Source organism: Micrococcus flavus (assembly GCF_014204815.1).
In the GTDB taxonomy this organism is placed as follows: domain Bacteria; phylum Actinomycetota; class Actinomycetes; order Actinomycetales; family Micrococcaceae; genus Micrococcus; species Micrococcus flavus.
In genome coordinates, this window is sequence record NZ_JACHMC010000001.1 from 499496 (window position 1) to 525111 (window position 25616).

Genomic DNA, 25616 nt, shown 5'->3' on the forward strand with positions numbered 1-25616 from the left:
GCCCGAGAGACCACGACTGCACAAGGAGAACAGAGCAGATGGCACAGCGCAGCAAGGCATACAAGGCGGCCAAGGCCGCGATCGGGGACACGCTGTACTCCCCGTCCGAGGCGATCGCCCTCGCCAAGGAGACCAACCCCTCGAAGACCGACGCCACCGTGGAGGTCGCCCTCCGTCTGTCGGTCGACCCTCGCAAGGCCGACCAGATGGTGCGCGGCTCCGTCAGCCTGCCCCACGGCACCGGCAAGACCGCCCGCGTGGTCGTGTTCGCCACCGGTGAGCGCGCCGAGGCCGCCCGCGCCGCCGGCGCCGACGTGGTGGGCGACGACGACCTGATCGCCAAGATCTCCGAGGGCTGGGTGGACTTCGACGCCGCCGTGGCCTCCCCGGAGCTCATGGGCAAGGTCGGCCGCCTGGGCAAGGTGCTCGGCCCCCGCAACCTGATGCCGAACCCCAAGACCGGCACCGTGACCCCGGACGTGGCGAAGGCCGTGGCCGACATCAAGGGCGGCAAGATCGACTTCCGCGTCGACAAGCACTCGAACCTGCACTTCATCATCGGCAAGACCTCCTTCGAGGCCAAGCAGCTGGTCGAGAACTACGCCGCCGCGCTCGAGGAGGTGCTCCGTCTGAAGCCCGCCTCCTCCAAGGGCCGGTACATCTCCAAGGCCACCGTGGCCACCACCTTCGGCCCGGGCGTCCCGATGGACCCCAACGCCGTGGCCCCCAAGGGCGACGAGGCCTGATCCCCGCCTGGGCGCCACCGCGGTCACCCGACCGCCGACGACGGCCGGTCCCCTCCCGCACGGGAGGAGGCCGGCCGTCGTCGCGTTTGCAGGCCGGGGCCGGTGAGGGTATGCTGATCGGACCGAAGACCGCCGGTCACGGTGATCCCTGCCCTCGGGCGGGAGCACCGTCGAAGGCCCTCCCGACGGAGGCGGCCCGCGCAGGTGATGCTGAGCCCCATGCGCCCGTCCGTCAGGATGGAGCCGTCATGCCGCGCCCCGTGCACCTGCACGGGGCGTTTCTGTTTCCCGGGGGTCGGGCGGTCCCCCCCGAACCACCGAGAGGAGTGCCATGGCGACGTCCGCGAAGGAGTCGGCGGTGGCCGAGCTGGCGGACCTGTTCCGCAGCTCGAGCGCCGCTGTCCTGACGGAATACCGTGGCCTGACGGTGTCCGAGCTCAAGGAGCTCCGTGACTCCCTCCGTCAGGATGCGACCTACGCCGTGGCGAAGAACACGCTCGCCGAGATCGCCGCGAAGGACGCCGGCGTGGAGGGCCTCGAGGCCCACCTCGCCGGTCCCACCGCGATCGCGTTCGTGACCGGTGACCCGGTCAGCGTCGCGAAGGCGCTGCGTGACTTCGCCAAGGACCACGAGAAGCTCGTGCTCAAGGGCGGCTACATGGACGGCCAGCCCCTGGACGAGGCCGGCATCAGGCAGCTCGCGGACCTCGAGTCCCGCGAGGTGCTGCTGGCCAAGTTCGCCGGCGCGATGAAGGGCAGCATGTCCAAGGCCGCCGCCCTGTTCCAGGCCCCGCTGTCCAAGACCGCCCGCACGGTCGAGGCCCTCCGGGCCCAGCAGGACCAGGCTGCCTGACGCAGCCCCACCCGGGCTGCACGGCCCACCCACTTCCACACGTACCCACGTCGTACACGTAAAGGAGCCATCATGGCCAAGCTGACCACCGAAGAGCTGCTCGCCGCGTTCGAGGAGCTGACCCTCATCGAGCTGTCCGAGTTCATCGAGGCGTTCGAGGAGAAGTTCGACGTCACCGCCGCCGCCCCCGTGGCGATGGCCGCTGCCGGCGCCCCCGCCGGCGGTGCCGCCGAGGCCGCCGAGGAGAAGGACGAGTTCGACGTCGTCCTCGAGTCCGCCGGCGACAAGAAGATCGGCGTCATCAAGGAGGTGCGCGCCCTGACCTCCCTCGGTCTGAAGGAGGCCAAGGACCTCGTCGACGGCGCCCCCAAGCCGGTCCTCGAGGGCGTCAACAAGGAGACCGCCGAGAAGGCCAAGGAGCAGCTCGAGGGCGCCGGCGCGACCGTCACCCTGAAGTGATGCGCGCGGCCTGAGCCGCACCCCTCGTCCGCGACCCCCGTCCCGCTCCGGCGGCACGGGGGTCGCGGCGCGTCCACCCGCCCCGCCGAGCCACGGAAGGCCCGTGATGACCTCCGCCCCGACTGCTCCCGCGACGCCGCGACGCCCCGGGTCCCGACTGCAGGCCCTCGACGCCACGCGCCTGGCGGCCGCCCTGGCCGTGGTCCTCTACCACTGGACGGCCTGGCACCACGGCGAGTGGGACGGCGGGGACACCGTGGCGCTGGAGGTCTGGCCCGTGCTCGGCCGGCTGTTCAGCCTGGGCTCGCTCGGCGTGCAGCTGTTCTTCATGGTCTCCGGCTTCGTGATCCTGCTGTCGGCCCTGGGGCGGAGCCCGGCGCGCTACCTGGGCTCGCGTGTGGGCCGTCTCTACCCGGCGTACTGGGTGGCGGTGCTGATGGCGGGGTTCCTCCTCTTCGTGGTGTGGCCGGAGGCGGGGGAGGGGCACCACCCCGTCGAGGTGCTCACGAACCTCACGATGCTCCAGGGTGCGATCGGCGACGGCCAGCCGCACCTGGACGGCGTCTACTGGACCCTCTGGATCGAGCTGAAGTTCTACGCGACCGTGCTCGTCCTCCTCCTGCTGCGGTGGACCACGCCGGGCCGCCTGCTGGCCTTCGCGGTCCTGTGGCCGGCCGTCGGGTCGGCCCTGTGGTGGGCCGTCCGTGAGCACGTGCAGGCGTCGTCCGCCGTCTCGGACTGGCTCTTCCCCGAGTACTCCGCGCTGTTCGGGGTGGGCATCGCGCTGTTCCTCGTCCACCGGCACGGCCACAGTCCGGCCCGGTGGGCGGCCGTCACGGTGACCGCCGTCCTGGCGATCGGGTGGAGCACGCGCATCCAGACGCGGGAGACGCTGGCCACCACCGGACTGGCCGTGCCGTCCTGGGTCGTGGCCGGCGTCGTGGCCGCGATGGTGGTCTGGGTGGCGCTGGCGACCGTGGGCCCGCCGGCCCGCTGGCACGTGCCCGGGGCGGCCACGGCCGGGGCGCTGACCTATCCGCTGTACCTCCACCACCAGCTGTGGGGCTGGTGGCTGATCGGGCGCCTCATGCCCCACCTGGGTCCGCGGCCCACGCTGGCGGCCGTCCTCGCCCTCCTCCTGGTGTGGTCCTGGGTGGTGCACCGGTGGGTGGAGAGGCCGCTGGGGCCGCGACTGCGGGACGGGGCCACGCGCCTGTTCGCACGGGTCCCCGGCCTCGGGGCGGACCCGGCGCGGCCCGGAGGGCCTGACTCCACGGTCCGGCCCGCCTGACGGGGCCGGTGGACACCGGGAACGAGTCGGGTTAGGATGGTTCTTTGCACCTCCCCCGTCCCAGCGTGCCCGGAAACGGGTGCCGTGGGAGGGACTGCGCGGCCTTCATATAGCGGTGGGCCCGGTCCCGTCGCCCGACGCAGCGGGGGAGGCTGACCGGAACCCTGCAGTCCTGTGGAAGGATCCTACGTGGTCGCCTCGAGCACCTCCAACGAAACCGCTGCCGTCTCCCCCCGCTCCGCCGCCTCCGCCGGGCGCATCTCCTTCGCCAAGATCCACGAGCCGCTCGACGTGCCGGATCTGCTGGCGCTGCAGACGGAGTCCTTCGACCGCCTGATCGGCAACGAGCGCTGGATGGCCCGCGTGGACGCCGCCGTCGCGGCCGACGACCACTCGGTCTCGGTCACCTCCGGCCTCACGGACATCTTCGAGGAGATCTCCCCGATCGAGGACTTCCAGGGCACCATGTCCCTGTCCTTCTCCGATCCGGAGTTCGCCGACGCGAAGATGACGGAGGAGGAGTGCAAGGACCGCGACGCGACCTACTCCGCCCCGCTGTACGTCAAGGCCGAGTTCATGAACAACACGACCGGCGAGATCAAGCAGCAGACGGTGTTCATGGGCGACTTCCCGCTCATGACGCGCAACGGCACGTTCATCATCAACGGCACCGAGCGCGTGGTCGTCTCGCAGCTGGTGCGCTCCCCGGGCGCCTACTTCGAGCGGACCCCGGACAAGACCTCGGACAAGGAGATCTTCTCCGCGAAGATCATCCCCTCCCGCGGCGCGTGGTTCGAGCTCGAGGTGGACAAGCGCGATCAGGTCGGCGTGCGCCTCGACCGCAAGCGCAAGCAGCCGGTGACCGTGCTGCTCAAGGCCATGGGCTGGACCGAGTCCCGCATCCTCGAGGAGTTCGGCCACTACGACTCCATCCGCGCCACCCTCGAGAAGGACGGCACCGCCGACCAGAACGAGGCGCTGCTGGACATCTACCGCAAGCTGCGCCCGGGCGAGCCCGCCGCCGTCGACGCCGCCCAGAACCTGCTGAACAACCTGTACTTCACGCCCAAGCGCTACGACCTCGCCAAGGTGGGCCGCTACAAGCTCAACCGCAAGCTCGGCGTGGACGTGCACCTGGGCGATCCGAACGCCTCCGTGCTCACCGAGGACGACATCGTCCAGATGGTGCACTTCATCGCCGCGCTGCACGCCGGCGAGTCCACCATCCAGGGCACCCGCGACGGCGAGAAGGTCGACGTGCGCGTCGAGGTCGACGACATCGACCACTTCGGCAACCGCCGCATCCGCGCCGTGGGCGAGCTGATCGAGAACCAGATCCGCACGGGCCTGTCCCGCATGGAGCGCGTCGTGCGCGAGCGCATGACCACCCAGGACGTCGAGGCGATCACCCCGCAGACCCTGATCAACATCCGCCCGGTGGTGGCGGCGATCAAGGAGTTCTTCGGCACCTCGCAGCTGTCCCAGTTCATGGACCAGAACAACCCGCTGGCCGGGCTGACGCACAAGCGCCGCCTGTCCGCGCTCGGCCCGGGCGGCCTGTCCCGCGACCGCGCCGGCATGGAGGTCCGCGACGTCCACCCCTCGCACTACGGCCGCATGTGCCCCATCGAGACGCCGGAAGGCCCGAACATCGGCCTCATCGGCTCGCTGGCGACCTTCGGGCGGATCAACCCGTTCGGCTTCATCGAGACCCCGTACCGCCGCGTGGTGGACGGCCGGGTGACCGACGACGTCGACTACCTGACCGCCGACGACGAGCTGGGCTTCCAGATCGCCCAGGCCAATGCCCCGGTGGACGAGGACGGCCGCTTCGTCGAGGAACTCGTGCTCTGCCGCCAGCGCGGCGGCGGCGGCGAGCCCGTGCTGTCCGCCGTCGAGGACATCGACTACATGGACGTCTCCCCGCGCCAGATGGTGTCGGCCGCGACGGCCCTGATCCCGTTCCTCGAGCACGACGACGCCAACCGCGCGCTCATGGGCGCGAACATGCAGCGTCAGGCCGTGCCGCTGCTGCAGTCCCAGGCCCCCTACGTGGGCACGGGCATGGAGAAGTACGTGGCCGTGGACGCGGGCGACTCCGTCACCGCCACCGAGCCCGGCGTCGTGACCGAGGTGGCCGCGGACCTGGTGACCGTCATGAACGACGACGGCACCACCACCCACTACCCGATCATGAAGTTCGCCCGCTCCAACCAGGGCAACGCGTACAACCAGCGCGTGCGCGTGTCCGAGGGCGACCGCCTGGAGCGGCTGTCGGTGATCGCGGACGGCCCGGCCACGGACGACGGCGAGCTCGCGCTCGGCAAGAACCTGCTCGTCGCGTTCATGCCCTGGGAGGGCCTGAACTACGAGGACGCCATCATCCTGTCCCAGCGCATGGTCTCGGAGGACGTGCTGACCTCGATCCACATCGAGGAGCACGAGGTCGACGCCCGCGACACGAAGCTGGGCGCCGAGGAGATCACCCGGGACATCCCGAACGTGTCCGAGGAGGTGCTGTCCCAGCTCGACGAGCGCGGCATCATCCACATCGGCGCCGAGGTGGAGGCCGGCGACATCCTGGTCGGCCGCGTGACCCCGAAGGGCGAGACGGAGCTGACCCCGGAGGAGCGCCTGCTGCGCGCCATCTTCGGTGAGAAGTCCCGCGAGGTGCGCGACACCTCCCTGAAGGTGCCCCACGGCGAGTCCGGCACCGTGATCGGCGTGCGGATCTTCGACCGCGACGAGGACGACGACCTGCCCCCGGGCGTCAACCAGCTCGTGCGCGTGTACGTGGCCCAGAAGCGCAAGATCACCGACGGCGACAAGATGGCCGGCCGCCACGGCAACAAGGGCGTCATCTCCAAGATCCTGCCGCTCGAGGACATGCCGTTCCTGGCGGACGGCACCCCGGTCGACGTCGTGCTCAACCCGCTCGGCGTGCCCGGCCGCATGAACCTCGGCCAGGTCATGGAGATCCACCTCGGCTGGGCCGCCTCCCGCGGCTGGGACATCGAGGGCGAGCCGGAGTGGATCAAGGACCTGCCGGACTTCCCCCGGCAGTCCGGTCCGGTCAACGTGGCCACCCCGGTGTTCGACGGCGCCGAGGCGCACGAGATCACCGGCCTGCTGGGCCACGTCAACGTGACCCGCGACGGCGACCGCCTCATGGGCACCACCGGCAAGGCGCAGCTGTTCGACGGCCGCTCCGGCGAGCCGTTCCCGGACCCGGTGTCCGTGGGCTACATGTACATGCTCAAGCTGCACCACCTGGTGGACGACAAGATCCACGCGCGGTCCACGGGCCCCTACTCGATGATCACGCAGCAGCCGCTGGGCGGAAAGGCCCAGTTCGGCGGCCAGCGCTTCGGCGAGATGGAGGTGTGGGCGCTCGAGGCGTACGGCGCCGCGTTCACCCTCCAGGAGCTGCTGACCATCAAGTCGGACGACATCCACGGCCGCGTGAAGGTCTACGAGGCCATCGTCAAGGGCGAGAACATCCCCGAGCCGGGCGTGCCGGAGTCCTTCAAGGTGCTCATCAAGGAGATGCAGTCCCTGTGCCTGAACGTGGAGGTCCTCTCCGCCGACGGCCAGACCATCGAGATGCGCGACGCCGAGGACGAGTCGTACCGCGCAGCCGAGGAGCTCGGCATCGACCTGTCCCACGCCGAGCCCAGCTCGGTCGAAGAGGTCTGATCCTCCTCCCTCCCCAGACGTCCTCTGAGAACCACGGAACCAAGGAGTTCACCGGAGCATGACCACTGACAACTCTTTCGGCCTGATGCGCATCGGCCTGGCCACGGCGGACGACATCCGCCGCTGGTCGTACGGCGAGGTCAAGAAGCCCGAGACCATCAACTACCGCACCCTGAAGCCGGAGAAGGACGGGCTCTTCTGCGAGAAGATCTTCGGCCCCACCCGGGACTGGGAGTGCGCGTGCGGCAAGTACAAGCGCGTGCGCTTCAAGGGGATCATCTGCGAGCGCTGCGGCGTCGAGGTGACCCGCTCGAAGGTGCGCCGTGACCGCATGGGCCACATCGAGCTCGCCGCCCCCGTCACCCACATCTGGTACTTCAAGGGCGTGCCCTCGCGCCTGGGGTACCTGCTGGACCTGGCCCCGAAGGACCTCGAGAAGGTCATCTACTTCGCGGCGTACATGATCACCTCCGTCGACGACGAGGCGCGCCATCGCGACCTGCCGAACCTGCAGGCCGAGCACGACCAGGAGACCCGTGTCCTGGCCGACCAGCGCGACGCCGACATCGCCGCCGTGGCCGCCGACCTCGAGAAGGACCTCGCCAAGCTCGAGGCCGAGGGCGCCAAGGCCGCGGAGAAGAAGAAGGCCCGCGACGCCGCGGACAAGACCATGGCGCAGATCCGCAAGCGGGCCGACGCGGAGCTGGATCGCAAGGAGCAGGTCTGGGACCGCTTCAAGAACCTCAAGGTCGCCGACCTCGAGGGCGACGAGGGCCTGTACCGCGCCATGCGGGACAAGTTCGGCGCCTACTTCGAGGGCTCCATGGGCGCGGAGGCGATCCAGCGTCGCCTCCAGACCTTCGACCTCGAGGCCGAGTCCGAGCTGCTCCGCGAGACCATCAAGACCGGCAAGGGCCAGCGCAAGACCCGCGCCCTGAAGCGGCTGAAGGTCGTCAACGCGTTCCTGACCACGGTGAACTCGCCCGAGGGCATGGTGCTGGACGCCGTCCCGGTGATCCCGCCGGAGCTGCGCCCGATGGTCCAGCTGGACGGCGGCCGCTTCGCGACCTCCGACCTGAACGACCTGTACCGCCGCGTGATCAACCGCAACAACCGTCTGAAGCGGCTGCTGGACCTCGGCGCGCCCGAGATCATCGTGAACAACGAGAAGCGCATGCTGCAGGAGGCCGTGGACTCGCTGTTCGACAACGGCCGCCGCGGCCGGCCGGTGACCGGCCCGGGCAACCGTCCGCTGAAGTCCCTGTCCGACATGCTCAAGGGCAAGCAGGGCCGCTTCCGTCAGAACCTGCTGGGCAAGCGCGTCGACTACTCGGGCCGCTCCGTGATCGTGGTGGGCCCGCAGCTCAAGCTGCACCAGTGCGGCCTGCCCAAGCAGATGGCGCTCGAGCTGTTCAAGCCCTTCGTCATGAAGCGCCTGGTGGACCTCAACCACGCCCAGAACGTGAAGTCCGCCAAGCGCATGGTGGAGCGTTTCCGTCCGCAGGTGTGGGACGTGCTCGAGGAGGTCATCTCCGAGCACCCCGTGCTGTTGAACCGCGCCCCCACCCTGCACCGCCTCGGCATCCAGGCGTTCGAGCCGCAGCTGGTGGAGGGCAAGGCCCTGCAGCTGCATCCGCTCGTGTGCTCGGCGTTCAACGCGGACTTCGACGGCGACCAGATGGCCGTGCACCTGCCGCTCTCCCCGGAGGCGCAGGCCGAGGCCCGGCTGCTCATGCTGTCGAGCCACAACATCCTGAAGCCCTCGGACGGCCGCGCCGTGGCCGTCCCGGCCCAGGACATGATCATCGGCCTGAACCACCTCACCACGGTGCGTCAGGACGAGGCGGGCGCGGGCAACGCGTACGCCACCGTGGCCGAGGCGATCATGGCCTTCGACGCCGGCGAGCTGCACCTGAACGCCCCGGTGACGATCGGCGTCGAGGGCTTCGTGCCCTCGGAGGCGGTGCCGGCCCCGGAGGGCTGGACCGAGGGCCTGCTGGCCCCGATCGAGACCACTCTGGGCAAGGTGCTCTTCAACGAGCTGCTGCCGGCGGACTACCCGTGGCTGGACAGCCAGGCGACCAAGGGCACCCTCGGCCAGCTGGTCAACGACCTCGCCGAGCGCTACCCGATGGTGGTCACCGCGCAGACGCTCGACAACCTCAAGGACGCGGGCTTCCACTGGGGCACCTGGTCCGGTGTGACCGTGGCGATCTCGGACATTACGTCCGACTTCGACAAGGCCTCGATCATGCAGGGGTACGAGGAGCAGGCGCAGCGCGTCCAGGCCCAGTACGACAAGGGCCTGATCGCCGACGACGAGCGCCGCTCCGAGCTGATCGACATCTGGAACAAGGCCACTGACGAGGTCGCCGCGGCCATGAAGGACGGGCTCTCGGAGCTCAACACCATCAACCGCATGGTGTCCTCCGGCGCCCGAGGCAACTGGCTGCAGGTCCGCCAGATCGCGGGCATCCGCGGCCTGGTGGCCAACCCGAAGGGCGAGATCATCCCGCGCCCCATCAAGTCCTCGTACCGCGAGGGCCTGTCGGTGCTCGAGTACTTCTCCGCCACCCACGGCGCCCGCAAGGGCCTCGCCGACACCGCCCTGAAGACGGCGAACTCGGGCTACCTGACCCGTCGTCTCGTGGACGTGTCCCAGGACGTGATCGTCCGCGAGGAGGACTGCGGCACCGGACGCGGCCTGGCCGTGACCATCGCCGAGCCGAACGCGGACGGCGAGCTGCAGGCGCACGAGCAGGTCGAGAACTCGGCCTTCGCCCGCACGCTGGCCCAGGACGTCACGGGCGAGGACGGCACCGTGCTGGCCTCGGCCGGCGCGGACGTGGGCGATGTGCTCATCGGCGAGCTGGTGGCCGCGGGCGTCGCCGAGATCAAGGTCCGCTCCGTGCTGACCTGCGACTCCGCCGTCGGCACGTGCGCCAAGTGCTACGGCCGCTCGATGGCCACCGGTCAGCTGGTGGACATCGGCGAGGCCGTGGGCATCATCGCCGCGCAGTCCATCGGCGAGCCGGGCACCCAGCTCACCATGCGCACCTTCCACACCGGCGGTGTGGCCTCGGCGGACGACATCACCCAGGGTCTGCCCCGCATCCAGGAGCTCTTCGAGGCCCGCACCCCGAAGGGCGTGGCCCCGATCTCCGAGGTCGCCGGCCGCGTCACCATCGAGGACACCGACGCCTCGATCCGCCTGATCCTCACGCCGGACGACGGCTCCGAGGAGATCGCGTACCCGGTGCTGCGCCGCGCCCGTCTGCTCGTGCAGGACGGGGAGCACGTGGCCGTGGGCACGCAGCTGGTGGCCGGCGCCGTGGACCCCAAGCAGGTCCTGCGCGTGCTCGGCCCGCGGGCCGCCCAGCGCTTCCTCGTCGAGGAGGTGCAGGACGTGTACCAGTCGCAGGGCGTGGGCATCCACGACAAGCACGTGGAGGTCATCGTCCGGCAGATGCTGCGCCGGATCACCGTGATCGAGTCCGGCGAGACCGACCTGCTGCCCGGCGAGCTCACGGACCGCGCCCGCTTCGTGGCGGCCAACCGTGCCGCCGTCGCCGAGGGCAAGCAGCCGGCCTCCGGTCGTGACGAGCTCATGGGCATCACGAAGGCCTCGCTCGCCACCGACTCGTGGCTGTCCGCGGCGTCCTTCCAGGAGACCACCCGCGTCCTGACGCAGGCGGCCATGGAGGGCAAGTCGGACCCGCTGCTGGGCCTGAAGGAGAACGTCATCATCGGCAAGCTGATCCCGGCCGGCACCGGCCTGGACCGCTACACCCAGACGGCCGTGGAGCCGACGGAGGAGGCCAAGGCCTCGCTGTTCGCCTCCCCGGTGGGCTTCGCCGACTTCGACTACCCGGGCCTGGACCAGCCGCTCGGGGACGCGGAGTTCCACGCGGTCTCCCTGGACGACTACGGCCGGGGCGGGGACTTCCGGGCCTGACCCGTCCGGTCCCGCACACGCCGCGGCCCCCGTCGGATGACTCCGGCGGGGGCCGCGGCGTGTGCGCGTCGGGGCCGCTCAGCGGCGCGACATGTACAGGGTGAAGGCGTGGGTCAGGACCTTGTGCAGGGGGAAGTCCCACTCGCCGTGCGTCTGGACGATGTCCGCGCCCTGCGTGGTCTTGAACTCGGTGAGGCCGGTGATGCGGTCCTCGCCGTCCACCGACCCGGGCACCCCGCCGAGGTCCAGCCAGTGGCAGCCGTCGGCGAGGCCGGCGCGGATCTGCTCGAACTCGAGCAGGCGCGGGGCGTCACGCTTGCGCTCCTTCTGCGAGGACGCCGAGTAGGGGCGCCAGCACACGTGGCCCTGACGGAAGTGGAACGCCGCGGCCACGGGATCGCCCTCGAACTCGGCGAGGTAGTAGGTCACGTCGGCCAGCTCCGACCCGCCGAGCTCGGCGAGGACGCGCTCGAAGTACTCCTTCGGACGGCCGGTGAACCGGTCGCGCGCGGCGGTCTCGTGCTGCAGCTCGTCCCACTCGTCCAGGCGCTCCGGCCCGGCGGTGACCACGTCGAGGTCGCTGCGCATCGAGCGGCGCGTGCGCTTGCGGCTCGAGCCGGACATGCGGGCGAGGACGGCCTCCTCGTCGAGCCCCTCGAGGGGGATGCGCGCCTGGAACATCGGCTGGCCCGCGGAGAACCCGGGGAGGACCTCGGGGGCGATCCAGCCGGCCTCCCGCAGGCGCTCCTCGAGCGCGACCGCCGCCGGGTCCTCCTCCGCCGCGGGCAGGTCGGTGAGCATGCGGTGCTGCGGGTCGGTGAGGGACTTGCGCACGGTGTCCGCGTCCCAGCGGCGGACCACGCCGGGCGGCGCGACGCGCACCAGGAACGCGCCCTGGGCGTGGAGCTCGGCCACCAGGGCGGTCAGGGCGGCGAGGACGTCGACCCCCTCGTCGAGGACGGGTCCCTCGGCGACGTAGGCGAGGAAGGCGCGGCCGAGGACGGGGGTGCGGGCCGGCACGGGCAGGCGTCGGCCGAGCACGAGGGCGGCGCCGACGAGGCGGCCGTCCTGCTCGAAGCCGAGGGACTGGCCGGACCAGTCGGTCTTCACCCGCTGCCAGGCCGGGTTCTGGAGGAACGAGGCCCCCGGGTGGCGGCGCAGGACCTCGACGTGCTCGGCCTCGGTGATCGGACGGACCGTCACGGGGGAGTCGCTCCCGGCGGGGCGGTCGGCGGCACCGTCCCCGCCCGCGGCGGGGGAGGGGGAGGGCAGGGTGGTGGCGTCGGGGGAGGTGTCAGTCACGGCGCCCACTCTACGCCGTGGTCCCAGGCGGCCCGGGGCCGTGTGTTATGCTCGCTGAGATTGTTTTTCCAAGTGGCAGAGTGGACCCGGTCCGGTCGCGGGGTTGTTGCGCGACAGATGCCACACTTTTGCACGCCTGCGGCCTGTCGCTCCTCCCGGAGGGGCCCGCGGGCCGACGCAGAGTCGAGGAACGAGCAGCGCCGGCCCCCGGGTCGGCGCACCCCGTCAGCGATCACGACAAGGAAGGCTGGAGAGTGCCTACGATTCAGCAGCTGGTCCGCAAGGGCCGCTCACCCAAGGTCGTCAAGACCAAGGCCCCTGCGCTGCAGGGCAACCCCATGCGTCGTGGCGTGTGCACCCGCGTGTACACCACGACCCCGAAGAAGCCGAACTCCGCCCTGCGCAAGGTCGCCCGCGTCCGCCTCAACGGCGGCGTCGAGGTCACCGCGTACATCCCGGGCGAGGGCCACAACCTGCAGGAGCACTCGATCGTGCTCGTCCGCGGCGGCCGTGTGAGGGACCTGCCCGGCGTGCGCTACAAGATCGTGCGCGGCGCGCTGGACACCCAGGGCGTGAAGAACCGCGGCCAGGCCCGCTCCCGCTACGGCGCCAAGAAGGAGAAGAAGTAATGCCTCGTAAGGGTCCCGCCCCGAAGCGCCCCCTCGTCGTCGACCCCGTGTACGGCTCGCCCCTGGTCACGCAGCTGATCAACAAGGTGCTGATCGACGGCAAGAAGTCCACCGCCGAGCGCATCGTGTACGGCGCGCTCGAGGGCGCCCGCGCCAAGAACGGCGCCGATCCCGTGGCCACGCTGAAGAAGGCCATGGACAACATCAAGCCGGCCCTCGAGGTCAAGTCCCGCCGCGTCGGCGGCGCCACCTACCAGGTGCCCGTCGAGGTCAAGCCGGGTCGTGCCACGGCCCTCGCCCTGCGCTGGCTGGTCGGCTTCTCCAAGGCCCGCCGCGAGAAGACCATGACCGAGCGTCTGATGAACGAGATCCTGGACGCCTCGAACGGCCTGGGCGGCGCCGTGAAGCGCCGCGAGGACACCCACAAGATGGCCGAGGCCAACAAGGCCTTCGCCCACTACCGCTGGTGATCCCGTCGGCCCGGACCGCGTGAGCGCGGTCCGGGCCGCAGGCGCCTGCACCCCCGGGGCGCGCGCCGTCCGCCTCCGTCCCTCGAGACCCCCACACGACCACTCCGACCAAGGGAGACACCGTGGCACAGGACGTGCTGACCGACCTGAACAAGGTCCGCAACATCGGCATCATGGCCCACATTGATGCCGGCAAGACCACCACCACCGAGCGCATCCTGTTCTACACGGGTGTCAACCACAAGCTGGGTGAGACGCACGACGGCGCCTCCACCACCGACTGGATGGAGCAGGAGAAGGAGCGCGGCATCACCATCACCTCCGCCGCGGTGACCTGCTTCTGGAAGAACAACCAGATCAACATCATCGACACCCCCGGCCACGTGGACTTCACCGTCGAGGTGGAGCGGTCCCTGCGCGTGCTCGACGGCGCCGTGGCCGTGTTCGACGGCAAGGAGGGCGTGGAGCCCCAGTCGGAGACCGTGTGGCGCCAGGCGGACAAGTACGACGTCCCCCGCATCTGCTTCGTCAACAAGATGGACAAGCTCGGCGCGGACTTCTACTTCACCGTGGACACGATCGTGAAGCGCCTCGGTGCGAAGCCGCTCGTGATGCAGCTGCCGATCGGCGTGGAGAACGACTTCGTGGGCGTCGTCGACCTGCTGACCATGAAGGCCTTCGTGTGGCCGGGCGACGCCAAGGGCGACGTGACCATGGGCGCCGAGTACGAGATCCAGGACATCCCGGCGGATCTCGTCGAGAAGGCCGAGCAGTACCGCACTGAGCTCATCGAGGCCGTCGCGGACACCTCCGAGGAGCTCATGGAGAAGTACCTCGAGGGCGAGGAGATCTCCGAGGAGGAGATCGTGGCCGGCGTGCGCCACCTGACCGTGAACGCCGAGGCCTACCCGGTCTTCTGCGGCTCCGCCTTCAAGAACCGCGGTGTGCAGCCGATGCTCGACGCCGTCGTCGCCTACCTCCCGAACCCGCTCGACGCCGGCGCCGTGAAGGGCCACGCGGTGGGCGATGAGGAGAAGGAGCTGGAGCGCGAGCCCTCGAAGGAGGCCCCGTTCTCGGCGCTGGCCTTCAAGATCGCCTCGCACCCGTTCTTCGGCACGCTGACCTTCATCCGCGTGTACTCCGGCCGCCTCGAGTCCGGCGCGCAGATCCTCAACGCCACCAAGGGCAAGAAGGAGCGCATCGGCAAGCTGTTCCAGATGCACGCCAACAAGGAGAACCCGGTCGAGGAGGTCGTGGCGGGCCACATCTACGCCGTGATCGGCCTCAAGGACACCACCACGGGCGACACGCTGTGCAACCCGAACGAGCCGATCATCCTCGAGTCGATGACCTTCCCGGAGCCCGTGATCTCCGTGGCCATCGAGCCGAAGTCCAAGGGCGACCAGGAGAAGCTCTCCACCGCCATCCAGAAGCTCGTGGCCGAGGACCCGACGTTCCGCGTCAACCTCAACGAGGAGACCGGCCAGACCGAGATCGGCGGCATGGGCGAGCTGCACCTCGACGTGTTCGTCGACCGCATGCGCCGCGAGTTCCGCGTCGAGGCCAACGTGGGCAAGCCCCAGGTCGCCTACCGCGAGACCATCAAGCGCAAGGTCGACAAGGTCGACTACACGCACAAGAAGCAGACGGGCGGCTCCGGCCAGTTCGCGAAGGTCCAGCTCTCCTTCGAGCCCCTGGACACCGCGGACGGGGAGATCTACGAGTTCGAGAACGCCGTCACCGGCGGTCGCGTGCCGCGCGAGTACATCCCCTCGGTGGACGCCGGAATCCAGGATGCCATGCAGTTCGGCGTGCTCGCCGGCTACCCCATGGTGGGCGTCAAGGCCACGCTGCTCGACGGCGCGTACCACGACGTGGACTCCTCCGAGATGGCGTTCAAGATCGCCGGCTCGCAGGCGTTCAAGGAGGGCGTGAAGAAGGCGTCCCCGGTCATCCTCGAGCCGCTGATGGCCGTGGAGGTCCGCACCCCCGAGGAGTTCATGGGCGACGTCGTCGGCGACCTGAACTCCCGCCGCGGTCAGATCCAGTCCATGGAGGACGCCACCGGCGTGAAGGTGGTCAACGCCCTCGTGCCGCTGTCGGAGATGTTCGGCTACATCGGCGACCTGCGCTCCCGCACCCAGGGCCGCGCGGTCTACTCGATGACCTTCCACTCCTACTCCGAGGTCCCGAAGAACGTGGCCGACGAGATCATCCAGAAGTCCCAGGGCGAGTGAGCTGACGCTCACCGGTCCTGAGGGATCACACCTGCTCCGCGGGAGCGGCCGCCGCGCGCGGCCGCTCCGCGGGGCGCTCGTCCGGCGCCCGGCGCGCCGGACCGAGCACGGGACGCGTCAGGTCCGGTCCGCTCCGGCGGCCCCGCCGGCCTGGAGCCGGACCGATCCTCGACTCGCCGGATTTCCCCAACCCCGCACCATCCCAGTAGACTCACCGAGTTGTCAGCTCGTCACCCGTGGCTGAGCAGTCTTCTTGACGAGGAAACAAGTTCTTTAGGAGGAACTGTGGCAAAGGCAAAGTTCGAGCGGACGAAGCCGCACGTCAACATCGGCACCATCGGCCACGTTGACCACGGCAAGACCACCCTCACCGCCGCCATCTCGAAGGTCCTGTACGACAAGTACCCGGACCTCAACGAGAAGCGTGACTTCGCGTCGATCGACTCCGCCCCGGAGGAGCGCCAGCGCGGCATCACCATCAACATCTCCCACGTGGAGTACCAGACCGAGAAGCGTCACTACGCCCACGTGGACGCCCCCGGTCACGCCGACTACATCAAGAACATGATCACCGGTGCGGCCCAGATGGACGGCGCCATCCTCGTGGTCGCCGCCACCGACGGCCCCATGGCCCAGACCCGCGAGCACGTGCTGCTCGCCCGCCAGGTCGGCGTGCCCGCCCTGCTGGTGGCCCTCAACAAGGCCGACATGGTCGAGGACGAGGAGCTCCTCGAGCTCGTCGAGATGGAGGTCCGCGAGCTGCTGTCCTCCCAGGAGTTCGACGGTGACGAGGCTCCGGTCGTCCGCACCTCCGGCCTGAAGGCCCTCGAGGGCGACGCCGAGTGGGTCAAGTCCGTCGAGGACCTGATGGACGCCGTGGACGAGTACATCCCGGATCCGGTGCGCGACAAGGACAAGCCGTTCCTCATGCCCATCGAGGACGTCTTCACCATCACCGGCCGCGGCACCGTGGTGACCGGCCGCGCCGAGCGCGGCACCCTGGCCATCAACTCGGAGGTCGAGATCGTGGGCATCCGCGACCTGCAGAAGACCACCGTGACCGGCATCGAGATGTTCCACAAGCAGCTCGACGAGGCGTGGGCCGGCGAGAACTGCGGCCTCCTGCTGCGCGGTCTGAAGCGTGACGACGTCGAGCGCGGCCAGGTCGTCGTGGCCCCGGGCTCGATCACCCCGCACACCGGCTTCGAGGCGAATGTCTACATCCTGTCCAAGGACGAGGGTGGCCGTCACAACCCGTTCTACTCGAACTACCGTCCGCAGTTCTACTTCCGCACCACCGACGTCACCGGCGTCATCACGCTGCCCGAGGGCACCGAGATGGTCATGCCCGGCGACACCACCGAGATGTCGGTCGAGCTCATCCAGCCGATCGCCATGGAGGAGGGCCTCGGCTTCGCCATCCGCGAGGGTGGCCGCACCGTGGGCTCCGGCCGCGTCACCAAGATCACCAAGTGATCCGCTGATCACCGGCTGACCCGGTCCGGCTCCGGTCGGACCACCCGAAGGGCCCCCGCCGTACGGCGGGGGCCCTTCGGCATGCCCCGGTCCCGCGCCCCGGTAGGGTGGGCCGCATGGATTGGCTCATCGTGCTGCTCGTCGTGGTCGCCGTCGTCGTCGTGGGCGGCTGGGCGTACCGCACCTTCCGCCCCGAGATCGACCGGGCCCGGCGGATCCGCCGCGCGAACCGCGGCGGTCTGGAGCGGTGACCCCGCCCGCCCCGCGCCCGCTGTTCCGCGTGACCGCCCTCGCCGAGGCGGTCACCTGGACCCTGCTCCTCGTGGCCATGGCGTTGAAGTACACGGGGGTCACGGAGGCCCTCATGCCGCTCGCCGGGGGCGTGCACGGGTTCGTCTTCCTCTGCTACGCGGCCGTGTCCCTCGCCGTGTGGATCGACGCCCGGTGGTCGGTCGGGCGCGGGTTGCTCGCGCTGGGCGCCGCCGTGGTCCCGTACGCCACCGTCCCGGTGGAGCGCTCCTATGATCGCGCCGGCTTCCTGCCGGGTCGGTGGCGCCTCCGGGAGAGCCCGGAGAGCGCACGGGGTCCCGCGGACGGAGTCCTGAGGACCGTGCTGCATCGCCCCGTCCCCTCCGCGCTCGTGGTCCTGGCGCTCGTGTCCGTCGTCTTCGTGCTGCTGCTCCAGGCCGGCCCGCCCACCCAGTGGTTCTGACCGCGGCAGGTGCCGTGGGGGAGGGGCTGTGTCCGACCCCACGGCCCCTGGTTGGCAGCGGGGCTCGATGTCTGTCATACTGATTCGGTTGCTCAAGCGCCGATGCGCCGTCGCCCTCCAGTCTCGAGGCGGCTGCGTGGCCCAGATGTGACAGTCCCCTCCGCTCCGCCCTCGCGTGGACGCCCTCCAGCAGGGCGACACGCCCGACCGCGTGGACCGGAGGCCGACGGTGGCGAGGAACCCGGCTCGGCCGGATTCGCCCCGTGCGGACAGGAACAACAGGGCCGCCCCCGAGGGGGTGGCCGAACAGGGACGTAGAACAGCACACCCGACGAGAGAGGCGTGACGCCATGGCGGGACAGAAGATCCGCATCCGGCTGAAGTCGTACGACCACGAGGTCATCGACGTCTCGGCCCGCAAGATCGTTGACACGGTCACGCGTGCAGGCGCAACGGTGGTGGGCCCCGTGCCGCTGCCGACGGAGAAGAACGTGTACTGCGTGATCCGTTCTCCCCACAAGTACAAGGACAGCCGCGAGCATTTCGAGATGCGCACCCACAAGCGGCTCATCGACATCATCGACCCGACGCCCAAGGCCGTCGACTCGCTCATGCGTCTCGACCTGCCCGCGGATGTCAACATCGAGATCAAGCTCTGAGAGGGAGGTGCTGAGAGACTATGACCAACAACCTGAACGTGAAGGGCCTGCTGGGCACGAAGCTCGGCATGACCCAGGTGTGGGATGAGGACAACAAGCTCATCCCCGTCACCGTGGTCCAGGCCGACGCCAACGTCGTCACCCAGCTGCGCTCCGAGGAGACCGACGGCTACACCGCCGTCCAGATCGCCTACGGCCAGATCGACCCCCGCCGCGTGACCAAGCCGCTGGCGGGTCACTTCGAGAAGGCCGGCGTGACCCCCCGCCGTCACCTCGTCGAGCTGCGCACCGCCGACGCCGCCGAGTACTCGCTCGGCCAGGACCTGACCGTCGAGCTCTTCGAGGCCGGCCAGAAGGTCGACGTCGTCGGCACCACCAAGGGCAAGGGCTTCGCCGGTGCCATGAAGCGTCACGGCTTCTCGGGCGTGGGCGCCTCGCACGGCGCGCACAAGAACCACCGCAAGCCGGGCTCCGTGGGTGGCGCGTCCACCCCGGGCCGCGTGTTCAAGGGCCAGCGCATGCCGGGCCGCATGGGTGCGGTCCGTCAGACCACCATGAACCTGACCCTCCACGGTGTCGACGTGGAGAACAACCTCCTGCTGATCAAGGGCGCGGTGCCCGGCTCCAAGGGCCAGGTCGTGCTCGTCCGCAGCGCCGTGAAGGGAGCCTGAGACCATGGCTGAGAACTCCGTGAAGACCGTCCAGGTCGAGCTGCCCGCCGAGATCTTCGACGTGCAGGCCAACGTGCCGCTCATGCACCAGGTCGTGGTGGCCCAGCTGGCCGCCGCCCGCCAGGGCACGCACAAGACCAAGCGCCGTGGCGAGGTCTCCGGCGCCGGCCGCAAGCCGTTCAAGCAGAAGGGCACCGGTCGCGCCCGTCAGGGCTCGATCCGCGCTCCGCACATGACCGGTGGCGGCATCGTCCACGGCCCGACGCCGCGTGACTACGCGCAGCGCACCCCCAAGAAGATGAAGGCCGCCGCCCTCCGCGGCGCCCTCTCGGACCGCGCCCGCAACGGCCGTGTCCACGTCGTCGAGGCGCTCGTGTCCGGCCCCACGCCGTCCACGAAGGCCGCCAAGGCGGGTCTCGAGTCGCTGAGCACCGGCCGCCGCAACGTGCTGCTGGTGATCGACCGCGCCGACGATCTCACCGCCCTGTCCGCCCGCAACCTTCCGGCGGTCCACACGCTGTACGCCGACCAGCTGAACACCTACGACGTGCTCGTCTCCGACGACGTCGTGTTCACCAAGGTCGCCTACGACGCGTACGTGGCGCAGGCCTCCGGTGCCAAGAAGGAGGATGCCCAGTGAGCGGCTCCATCAACAAGGACCCCCGCGACGTGATCATCGCTCCCGTCGTGTCGGAGAAGAGCTACGGACTGATCGACGAGGGCAAGTACACCTTCCTCGTCGACCCGCGCTCCAACAAGACCGAGATCAAGCAGGCCGTCGAGCGCATCTTCGACGTGTCGGTCGCCTCGGTGAACACGCTCAACCGTCCCGGCAAGCGCCGCCGCACCCGCTTCGGGTGGGGCTCCCGCAAGGCCACCAAGCGTGCGATCGTCTCGCTGAAGGACGGCGCGACCATCGACATCTTCGGAGGTCCGCTCGCCTCCTGAGGCGCGGCGGAGACCACTTAATCGAGGAAGACACCCATGGCTATCCGTAAGTACAAGCCGACCACCCCGGGCCTGCGCGGCTCGTCCGTGGCCGACTTCGCAGAGATCACCCGGTCCACGCCGGAGAAGTCGCTTCTCCGTCCGCTGCACAAGACCGGCGGCCGCAACAACACCGGCCGCATCACCACCCGCCACAAGGGCGGCGGCCACAAGCGCCAGTACCGTCTGATCGACTTCCGTCGTCACGACAAGGACGGCGTGCCCGCCACGGTCGCGCACATCGAGTACGACCCCAACCGCACCGCCCGCATCGCGCTGCTGCACTACGCGGACGGCGCCAAGCGCTACATCCTGGCCCCGGCCCGGCTGAGCCAGGGCGACGTGGTCGAGGCCGGTCCCAACGCGGACATCAAGCCCGGCAACAACCTGCCGCTGCGCAACATCCCCGTGGGCACCACGATCCACGCGGTGGAGCTGCGCCCGGGCGGTGGCGCCAAGATGGCCCGCTCGGCCGGCGCCTCCATCCAGCTGGTCGCCCGTGAGGGCAAGTACGCCCAGCTGCGCCTGCCCTCCGGCGAGATCCGCAACGTCGACGTGCGCTGCCGCGCCACGATCGGCGAGGTCGGCAACGCCGAGCAGTCGAACATCAACTGGGGCAAGGCCGGCCGCATGCGCTGGAAGGGCGTCCGCCCGACCGTCCGCGGCGTCGTGATGAACCCGGTCGACCACCCGCACGGCGGCGGTGAGGGCAAGACCTCCGGCGGCCGTCACCCGGTCAACCCCAACGGCAAGCCCGAGGGCCGCACCCGCCGCCCGAACAAGGAAAGCGACAAGCTCATCGTGCGTCGCCGCCGCTCCGGCAAGAACAAGCGATAAGGGAGCTGAGAAGACATGCCTCGCAGCCTGAAGAAGGGCCCCTTCGTCGACCAGCACCTTTACCTCAAGGTGGTGGCCGAGAACGAGAAGGGCAGCAAGAACGTCATCAAGACCTGGTCCCGCCGGTCGATGATCATCCCGGACATGCTGGGTCACACCATCGCCGTGCACGACGGGCGCAAGCACGTCCCGGTCTTCGTCACGGAGTCCATGGTGGGCCACAAGCTCGGCGAGTTCGCCCCCACCCGGACGTTCCGCGGCCACGTGAAGGACGACAAGAAGGGCAAGCGTCGCTGAGCCTGACGGCACAGCACGCTTGACCTTCGAGAGAATCGAAAGAGAGAAGCAATGGAAGCCAAGGCAATTGCGCGCCACCTGCGCGTGACGCCGATGAAGGCCCGGCGCGTCGTCGACCTGGTCCGTGGCAAGCAGGCCACCGAAGCTCTGGCCATCCTGAAGTTCGCCCAGCAGGGCGCTTCGGAGCCGGTCTACAAGCTGGTGGCCTCCGCGGTGGCGAACGCCCGCGTCAAGGCCGACCGTGAGGGCCGGGCCTTCCACGAGGACGCCCTGTACATCACCGAGGCCTTCGTCGACGAGGGCCCGACCATGAAGCGGTTCCAGCCCCGTGCTCAGGGCCGCGCGTACCGCATCAACAAGCGCACGAGCCACGTCACCGTGGTCGTCGCGTCCAAGGACGAGAAGGGTGGGAACTGACAATGGGTCAGAAGATCAACCCCAACGGGTTCCGCCTCGGCATCACGACCGATCACGTCTCGCACTGGTTCGCCGACTCCCACAAGGAGGGTCAGCGCTACGCCGACTTCCTCAAGGAGGACGTCAAGATCCGCGAGCTGATGACCGACGGCATGGAGCGCGCCGGCATCTCCAAGGTCGAGATCGAGCGCACCCGTGACCGCGTGCGGGTGGACATCCACACCGCCCGCCCCGGCATCGTGATCGGCCGCCGCGGCGCGGAGGCCGACCGCATCCGCGGCGAGCTCGAGAAGCTCACCGGCAAGCAGATCCAGCTGAACATCCTCGAGGTCAAGAACCCCGAGACCGACGCCCAGCTGGTGGCGCAGGGCGTGGCCGAGCAGCTCGCCTCCCGCGTCGCGTTCCGCCGTGCCATGAAGAAGGCCATCCAGTCCGCCATGCGGGCCGGCGCCCAGGGCATCCGCATCCAGTGCGCCGGCCGTCTGGGCGGCGCCGAGATGAGCCGGTCGGAGTTCTACCGCGAGGGCCGCGTGCCGCTGCACACCCTCCGCGCGAACATCGACTTCGGCAAGTTCGAGGCGAAGACCACCTACGGCCGCATCGGCGTGAAGGTCTGGATCTACAAGGGCGACCTCACCGCCAAGGAGCTCGCGGCCAAGGAGGCCGCGCAGCCCTCCGGCCGCGGCCGCGGCGGCGAGCGTCGCGGCCCGGGCGCCGGCGGCGAGCGCCGTCGTCGCAATGACCGTGCCGAGCGCGCTCCCCGCCAGGAGAACGCCGGCGCCGGCGCCGAGACCCCGGCCGCCGCTCCCGTCGAAGGAGGCAACGCCTGATGCTGATCCCCCGTCGCGTCAAGCACCGCAAGCAGCACCACCCGAAGCGCTCCGGCATGGCCAAGGGCGGCACCACCGTCACCTTCGGCGAGTGGGGCATCCAGGCGCTCACGCCGGCCTATGTGACGAACCGTCAGATCGAGGCCGCGCGTATCGCCATGACCCGCTACATCAAGCGTGGCGGCAAGGTCTGGATCAACATCTACCCGGACCGCCCGCTCACCAAGAAGCCCGCCGAGACCCGCATGGGCTCCGGCAAGGGCTCGACCGAGTGGTGGGTCGCCAACGTCAAGCCGGGCCGCGTGCTCTTCGAGCTCTCCGGCGTGTCCGACGAGGTCGCCCGCGAGGCGCTGCGTCTGGCCATCCACAAGCTGCCGCTCAAGGCCCGAGTCATCCGTCGAGAGGGTGGTGAGTGATCCCATGGCCATCGGTACCAAGGATCTGAACGTCGAGTCCCTGGACGGGATGGACAACGCGCGCCTGCTGGAGGCCCTGAAGTCCTCCAAGGAGGAGCTGTTCAACCTGCGCTTCCAGGCCGCCACCGGCCAGCTGGAGGACTCCAGCCGGCTGAAGGCCGTCAAGCGCGACATCGCGCGCATCTACACGATCCTGCGCGAGCGCGAGCTCGGCATCCGTGGGGATGTCGAGGCGGCCGGCGCCGAGAAGAACGAGGAGGCTGCCAAGTGACCGAGCAGACCGCCGCTCCCGTCGAGGAGCGCAACTACCGCAAGGCGCTGCGTGGCGTCGTCGTCTCCGACAAGATGGACAAGACCATCGTCGTCGAGGTCGAGGACCGCAAGAAGCACTCGCTCTACGGCAAGGTGATGAAGACCTCCAAGCGCGTCAAGGCGCACGACGAGGAGAACACCGCCGGCGTGGGCGACCGCGTCCGCATCGCCGAGACCCGTCCGCTGTCCGCGGACAAGCACTTCCGCCTCGTCGAGATCGTCGAGCGCGCCAAGTGACCCGGCCCCGGGCCTGACCCGGGTCCCCCGGAGGCCGCCCCGTGCACTGGCATGGGGCGGCCTTTTCGGCTATCATCGTGTATTCGTGCGCCCTTTGTTGGCAGGACCATCCATCCTGCGTGCCGAGGGGAGACGCACGACCGTCCCGGATCCGCCTCGGCCCTGCCCTGTGCGCGCGTCCGCCGCGCGAGCCTCCCGCTGTCTGAACACGCGGGGCACGGCGAGCCCGAGCGGGGGAGCGCACGATGGGGGAGGGGTAAGCGTCCCCGGGATGACCGTTTCAACCGTTCCGCAAGGCTCGCCCATCAGGGGTGAGAACCGGCGCGACGCAAGGAGATACAAGTGATCCAGCAGGAGTCGCGGCTCAAGGTCGCCGACAACACCGGTGCGAAGGAGATCCTGACCATCCGTGTTCTCGGTGGTTCCGGACGCCGTTACGCAGGCATCGGCGACACCATCGTCGCCACCGTCAAGGACGCCATCCCCGGCGGCAACGTCAAGAAGGGCGACGTCGTCAAGGCCGTGGTGGTCCGCACCCGCAAGCAGTCCCGCCGCCCCGACGGCTCGTACATCCGCTTCGACGAGAACGCGGCCGTCATCCTCAAGAACGAGGGCGAGCCCCGCGGCACGCGCATCTTCGGCCCCGTCGGCCGTGAGCTGCGCGACAAGCGGTTCATGAAGATCGTGTCGCTCGCTCCGGAGGTGATCTGACCCATGGCCAAGATCAAGAAGGATGACCTGGTGCAGGTCATCTCGGGCAAGGACAAGGGCAAGCAGGGCAAGGTCCTGCGCGTGTTCCCGGCCGACGAGCGCGTGCTCGTCGAGGGCGTGAACCGCGTGACCCGTCACCTGCGTGCCGGCCAGAACAACAACGGCTCCACCGAGGGCGGCCTGCAGGTCGCCGAGGCCCCGATCCACATCTCGAACGTGGCCGTGGTGGACCCCGAGACCAAGAAGCCGACCCGTGTGGGCTACCGCTTCGAGACCGTCGAGAAGAACGGCGAGCAGACCACCGTCAAGGTGCGCTTCGCCAAGGCCTCGGGGAAGGAGCTGTGATGACCGAGGTGCAGCAGACCGAGAAGGTCACGCCCCGTCTGAAGGACAAGTACCGCGAGGAGATCCGCGCGTCCCTGCAGGAGCAGTTCCAGTACGGCAACGTCATGCAGGTCCCGGGTCTCGTGAAGGTCGTCGTCAACATGGGTGTCGGCGAGGCCGCCAAGGACTCGAAGATCATCGACGGCGCCGTGGCCGACCTGACCGCGATCACCGGCCAGAAGCCGATGGTCACCAAGGCCCGCAAGTCCATCGCGCAGTTCAAGCTGCGCGAGGGCATGCCGATCGGCACCCACGCCACCCTCCGTGGCGACCGCATGTGGGAGTTCCTGGACCGCCTGGTCACGCTCGCGCTGCCGCGCATCCGTGACTTCCGCGGCCTGTCCGACCGCCAGTTCGACGGCAACGGCAACTACACCTTCGGCCTGTCCGAGCAGACCGTGTTCCACGAGATCGACCAGGACAAGATCGATCGCGTGCGCGGCATGGACATCACCGTGGTGACCACCGCCACGAACGACGACGAGGGCCGCGCGCTGCTGAAGGCGCTGGGCTTCCCGTTCAAGACCGACAAGTAAGACCTCCACGCCACAGGTCCCCCACCGGTGAACCGGTGCGGGAAACCACGGCGAGAAAGGGCGGAAGCCCACATGACCATGACCGATCCCGTCGCAGACATGCTGACCCGTCTGCGCAACGCCAATTCGGCCTACCACGACACCGTGTCCATGCCGTCCTCCAAGCTGAAGGTCCGCCTCGCGGAGATCCTGAAGACCGAGGGCTACATCCAGGACTGGCGTGAGGAGGCCGCCGAGGTCGGCAAGACGCTGACCATCGACCTCAAGTTCGGCCCGCAGCGTGAGCGTGCGATCGCCGGCCTGCGCCGCATCTCCAAGCCGGGTCTGCGCGTGTACGCGAAGTCCACGAACCTGCCCCACGTGCTGGGCGGCCTCGGCATCGCCATCCTGTCCACCTCCTCCGGTCTGCTCACGGACCGTCAGGCGTCCCAGAAGGGCGTGGGCGGAGAAGTCCTCGCCTACGTCTGGTGACGGACGAGACAGAAGAAAGGCTGAA

General features: G+C 69.4%; 28 protein-coding genes. 27 read left to right on the forward strand and 1 reads right to left on the reverse strand.

What is annotated here, in order from left to right; genetic code table 11:
• Nucleotides 1-38 precede the first annotated feature (38 nt).
• From rplA to BJ976_RS02445, 6 genes are all read left to right on the forward strand, one after another.
• Nucleotides 39-746, forward strand: a complete 708-nt coding sequence (gene rplA / locus BJ976_RS02420) for a 50S ribosomal protein L1 (RefSeq protein ID WP_135028807.1) — start codon at nucleotides 39-41, stop codon at nucleotides 744-746.
• Nucleotides 747-1077: 331 nt separating this feature from the next.
• Nucleotides 1078-1599 (forward strand): 50S ribosomal protein L10, encoded by a 522-nt coding sequence (gene rplJ / locus BJ976_RS02425; protein WP_135028805.1) that lies wholly within the window; start codon nucleotides 1078-1080, stop codon nucleotides 1597-1599.
• Between the two features lie 72 nt (nucleotides 1600-1671).
• Entirely contained in the window at nucleotides 1672-2058 is a 387-nt protein-coding gene (rplL, locus tag BJ976_RS02430; RefSeq protein WP_135028803.1) for a 50S ribosomal protein L7/L12, read from the forward strand.
• A gap of 106 nt (nucleotides 2059-2164) precedes the next feature.
• A complete protein-coding gene (locus BJ976_RS02435; protein ID WP_135028801.1) occupies nucleotides 2165-3349 on the forward strand; it encodes an acyltransferase family protein in 1185 nt (394 codons plus the stop codon).
• A 189-nt stretch (nucleotides 3350-3538) separates the two neighbouring features.
• Complete coding sequence (rpoB, locus tag BJ976_RS02440; protein WP_135028799.1) at nucleotides 3539-7045, forward strand: DNA-directed RNA polymerase subunit beta; 3507 nt, start codon at nucleotides 3539-3541, stop codon at nucleotides 7043-7045.
• A gap of 58 nt (nucleotides 7046-7103) precedes the next feature.
• Nucleotides 7104-11000, forward strand: a complete 3897-nt coding sequence (locus BJ976_RS02445; RefSeq protein ID WP_135028797.1) for a DNA-directed RNA polymerase subunit beta' — start codon at nucleotides 7104-7106, stop codon at nucleotides 10998-11000.
• Nucleotides 11001-11078: 78 nt separating this feature from the next.
• On the opposite strand, the gene BJ976_RS02450 is transcribed toward BJ976_RS02445, so the two are convergent.
• On the reverse strand, nucleotides 11079-12302 hold the full coding sequence (locus BJ976_RS02450) for a lipid II:glycine glycyltransferase FemX (RefSeq protein ID WP_229667421.1): 1224 nt from the start codon (nucleotides 12300-12302) through the stop codon (nucleotides 11079-11081).
• Between the two features lie 254 nt (nucleotides 12303-12556).
• Here BJ976_RS02450 and rpsL point away from each other — a divergent pair, with 254 nt between their 5' ends.
• From rpsL to rpsH, 21 genes are all read left to right on the forward strand, one after another.
• Nucleotides 12557-12931, forward strand: coding sequence for a 30S ribosomal protein S12 (gene rpsL, locus BJ976_RS02455; protein WP_135028796.1), 375 nt, complete (start codon nucleotides 12557-12559; stop codon nucleotides 12929-12931).
• Complete coding sequence (rpsG, locus tag BJ976_RS02460) at nucleotides 12931-13401, forward strand: 30S ribosomal protein S7 (RefSeq protein ID WP_135028793.1); 471 nt, start codon at nucleotides 12931-12933, stop codon at nucleotides 13399-13401. Before rpsL ends, rpsG begins: the two co-directional genes overlap by 1 nt.
• A 122-nt stretch (nucleotides 13402-13523) precedes the next feature.
• On the forward strand, nucleotides 13524-15638 hold the full coding sequence (gene fusA, locus BJ976_RS02465) for an elongation factor G (protein ID WP_135028791.1): 2115 nt from the start codon (nucleotides 13524-13526) through the stop codon (nucleotides 15636-15638).
• 285 nt (nucleotides 15639-15923) lie between these two features.
• A complete protein-coding gene (gene tuf, locus BJ976_RS02470; RefSeq protein WP_135028789.1) occupies nucleotides 15924-17114 on the forward strand; it encodes an elongation factor Tu in 1191 nt (396 codons plus the stop codon).
• Between the two features lie 116 nt (nucleotides 17115-17230).
• Nucleotides 17231-17365 carry a hypothetical protein gene (locus BJ976_RS11945; protein ID WP_260399190.1) on the forward strand — a complete coding sequence of 45 codons (135 nt, stop codon included), beginning with the start codon at nucleotides 17231-17233 and terminating at the stop codon, nucleotides 17363-17365.
• Entirely contained in the window at nucleotides 17362-17826 is a 465-nt protein-coding gene (locus BJ976_RS02475; protein ID WP_135028787.1) for a DUF3817 domain-containing protein, read from the forward strand. Before BJ976_RS11945 ends, BJ976_RS02475 begins: the two co-directional genes overlap by 4 nt.
• Nucleotides 17827-18176: 350 nt before the next feature.
• A complete protein-coding gene (gene rpsJ, locus BJ976_RS02480; protein WP_002857463.1) occupies nucleotides 18177-18485 on the forward strand; it encodes a 30S ribosomal protein S10 in 309 nt (102 codons plus the stop codon).
• A gap of 20 nt (nucleotides 18486-18505) precedes the next feature.
• Nucleotides 18506-19156 carry a 50S ribosomal protein L3 gene (gene rplC / locus BJ976_RS02485; RefSeq protein ID WP_135028785.1) on the forward strand — a complete coding sequence of 217 codons (651 nt, stop codon included), beginning with the start codon at nucleotides 18506-18508 and terminating at the stop codon, nucleotides 19154-19156.
• A gap of 4 nt (nucleotides 19157-19160) precedes the next feature.
• Nucleotides 19161-19796 (forward strand): 50S ribosomal protein L4, encoded by a 636-nt coding sequence (gene rplD, locus BJ976_RS02490; RefSeq protein ID WP_135028783.1) that lies wholly within the window; start codon nucleotides 19161-19163, stop codon nucleotides 19794-19796.
• Nucleotides 19793-20104 (forward strand): 50S ribosomal protein L23, encoded by a 312-nt coding sequence (gene rplW / locus BJ976_RS02495; protein WP_135028782.1) that lies wholly within the window; start codon nucleotides 19793-19795, stop codon nucleotides 20102-20104. Before rplD ends, rplW begins: the two co-directional genes overlap by 4 nt.
• Before the next feature lie 36 nt (nucleotides 20105-20140).
• Nucleotides 20141-20980 (forward strand): 50S ribosomal protein L2, encoded by an 840-nt coding sequence (gene rplB / locus BJ976_RS02500; RefSeq protein WP_135028780.1) that lies wholly within the window; start codon nucleotides 20141-20143, stop codon nucleotides 20978-20980.
• Nucleotides 20981-20995: 15 nt separating this feature from the next.
• Nucleotides 20996-21277 carry a 30S ribosomal protein S19 gene (gene rpsS / locus BJ976_RS02505; RefSeq protein ID WP_135028778.1) on the forward strand — a complete coding sequence of 94 codons (282 nt, stop codon included), beginning with the start codon at nucleotides 20996-20998 and terminating at the stop codon, nucleotides 21275-21277.
• Between the two features lie 51 nt (nucleotides 21278-21328).
• Nucleotides 21329-21694 (forward strand): 50S ribosomal protein L22, encoded by a 366-nt coding sequence (rplV, locus tag BJ976_RS02510; RefSeq protein WP_135028776.1) that lies wholly within the window; start codon nucleotides 21329-21331, stop codon nucleotides 21692-21694.
• A 2-nt stretch (nucleotides 21695-21696) separates the two neighbouring features.
• Nucleotides 21697-22524: a 30S ribosomal protein S3 gene (gene rpsC / locus BJ976_RS02515; protein WP_135028774.1), complete on the forward strand. Its 828-nt coding sequence runs from the start codon at nucleotides 21697-21699 to the stop codon at nucleotides 22522-22524.
• Nucleotides 22524-22940, forward strand: a complete 417-nt coding sequence (gene rplP / locus BJ976_RS02520) for a 50S ribosomal protein L16 (RefSeq protein WP_135028772.1) — start codon at nucleotides 22524-22526, stop codon at nucleotides 22938-22940. The genes rpsC and rplP overlap by 1 nt, the downstream gene beginning before the upstream one ends.
• 4 nt (nucleotides 22941-22944) lie before the next feature.
• Nucleotides 22945-23211 (forward strand): 50S ribosomal protein L29, encoded by a 267-nt coding sequence (rpmC, locus tag BJ976_RS02525; RefSeq protein WP_135028769.1) that lies wholly within the window; start codon nucleotides 22945-22947, stop codon nucleotides 23209-23211.
• The gene (gene rpsQ / locus BJ976_RS02530; RefSeq protein ID WP_135028767.1) at nucleotides 23208-23489 is read left to right on the forward strand and encodes a 30S ribosomal protein S17; all 282 of its coding nucleotides are present in this window, start codon (nucleotides 23208-23210) and stop codon (nucleotides 23487-23489) included. Before rpmC ends, rpsQ begins: the two co-directional genes overlap by 4 nt.
• A 342-nt stretch (nucleotides 23490-23831) precedes the next feature.
• Nucleotides 23832-24200: a 50S ribosomal protein L14 gene (rplN, locus tag BJ976_RS02535; protein WP_135028765.1), complete on the forward strand. Its 369-nt coding sequence runs from the start codon at nucleotides 23832-23834 to the stop codon at nucleotides 24198-24200.
• A 3-nt stretch (nucleotides 24201-24203) separates the two neighbouring features.
• Complete coding sequence (gene rplX, locus BJ976_RS02540; RefSeq protein ID WP_135028763.1) at nucleotides 24204-24545, forward strand: 50S ribosomal protein L24; 342 nt, start codon at nucleotides 24204-24206, stop codon at nucleotides 24543-24545.
• Entirely contained in the window at nucleotides 24545-25120 is a 576-nt protein-coding gene (gene rplE, locus BJ976_RS02545) for a 50S ribosomal protein L5 (RefSeq protein WP_135028761.1), read from the forward strand. The genes rplX and rplE overlap by 1 nt, the downstream gene beginning before the upstream one ends.
• A 72-nt stretch (nucleotides 25121-25192) precedes the next feature.
• Nucleotides 25193-25591, forward strand: a complete 399-nt coding sequence (gene rpsH, locus BJ976_RS02550; protein WP_135028759.1) for a 30S ribosomal protein S8 — start codon at nucleotides 25193-25195, stop codon at nucleotides 25589-25591.
• The last annotated feature ends 25 nt before the right edge of the window (nucleotides 25592-25616 follow it).

Excerpts from the sequence above, each read along its gene's own strand:
- rplA (WP_135028807.1), top strand. The coding sequence starts at position 39 with ATGGCACAGCGCAGCAAGGCATACAAGGCGGCCAAGGCCGCGATCGGG.
- rplJ (WP_135028805.1), top strand. The coding sequence starts at position 1,078 with ATGGCGACGTCCGCGAAGGAGTCGGCGGTGGCCGAGCTGGCGGACCTG.
- rplL (WP_135028803.1), top strand. The coding sequence starts at position 1,672 with ATGGCCAAGCTGACCACCGAAGAGCTGCTCGCCGCGTTCGAGGAGCTG.
- BJ976_RS02435 (WP_135028801.1), top strand. The coding sequence starts at position 2,165 with ATGACCTCCGCCCCGACTGCTCCCGCGACGCCGCGACGCCCCGGGTCC.
- BJ976_RS02445 (WP_135028797.1), top strand. The coding sequence starts at position 7,104 with ATGACCACTGACAACTCTTTCGGCCTGATGCGCATCGGCCTGGCCACG.
- rpsG (WP_135028793.1), top strand. The coding sequence starts at position 12,931 with ATGCCTCGTAAGGGTCCCGCCCCGAAGCGCCCCCTCGTCGTCGACCCC.
- BJ976_RS11945 (WP_260399190.1), top strand. The coding sequence starts at position 17,231 with ATGGATTGGCTCATCGTGCTGCTCGTCGTGGTCGCCGTCGTCGTCGTG.
- rpsJ (WP_002857463.1), top strand. The coding sequence starts at position 18,177 with ATGGCGGGACAGAAGATCCGCATCCGGCTGAAGTCGTACGACCACGAG.
- rplC (WP_135028785.1), top strand. The coding sequence starts at position 18,506 with ATGACCAACAACCTGAACGTGAAGGGCCTGCTGGGCACGAAGCTCGGC.
- rplD (WP_135028783.1), top strand. The coding sequence starts at position 19,161 with ATGGCTGAGAACTCCGTGAAGACCGTCCAGGTCGAGCTGCCCGCCGAG.
- rplB (WP_135028780.1), top strand. The coding sequence starts at position 20,141 with ATGGCTATCCGTAAGTACAAGCCGACCACCCCGGGCCTGCGCGGCTCG.
- rpsS (WP_135028778.1), top strand. The coding sequence starts at position 20,996 with ATGCCTCGCAGCCTGAAGAAGGGCCCCTTCGTCGACCAGCACCTTTAC.
- rplV (WP_135028776.1), top strand. The coding sequence starts at position 21,329 with ATGGAAGCCAAGGCAATTGCGCGCCACCTGCGCGTGACGCCGATGAAG.
- rpsC (WP_135028774.1), top strand. The coding sequence starts at position 21,697 with ATGGGTCAGAAGATCAACCCCAACGGGTTCCGCCTCGGCATCACGACC.
- rplP (WP_135028772.1), top strand. The coding sequence starts at position 22,524 with ATGCTGATCCCCCGTCGCGTCAAGCACCGCAAGCAGCACCACCCGAAG.
- rpmC (WP_135028769.1), top strand. The coding sequence starts at position 22,945 with ATGGCCATCGGTACCAAGGATCTGAACGTCGAGTCCCTGGACGGGATG.
- rplX (WP_135028763.1), top strand. The coding sequence starts at position 24,204 with ATGGCCAAGATCAAGAAGGATGACCTGGTGCAGGTCATCTCGGGCAAG.
- rplE (WP_135028761.1), top strand. The coding sequence starts at position 24,545 with ATGACCGAGGTGCAGCAGACCGAGAAGGTCACGCCCCGTCTGAAGGAC.
- rpsH (WP_135028759.1), top strand. The coding sequence starts at position 25,193 with ATGACCATGACCGATCCCGTCGCAGACATGCTGACCCGTCTGCGCAAC.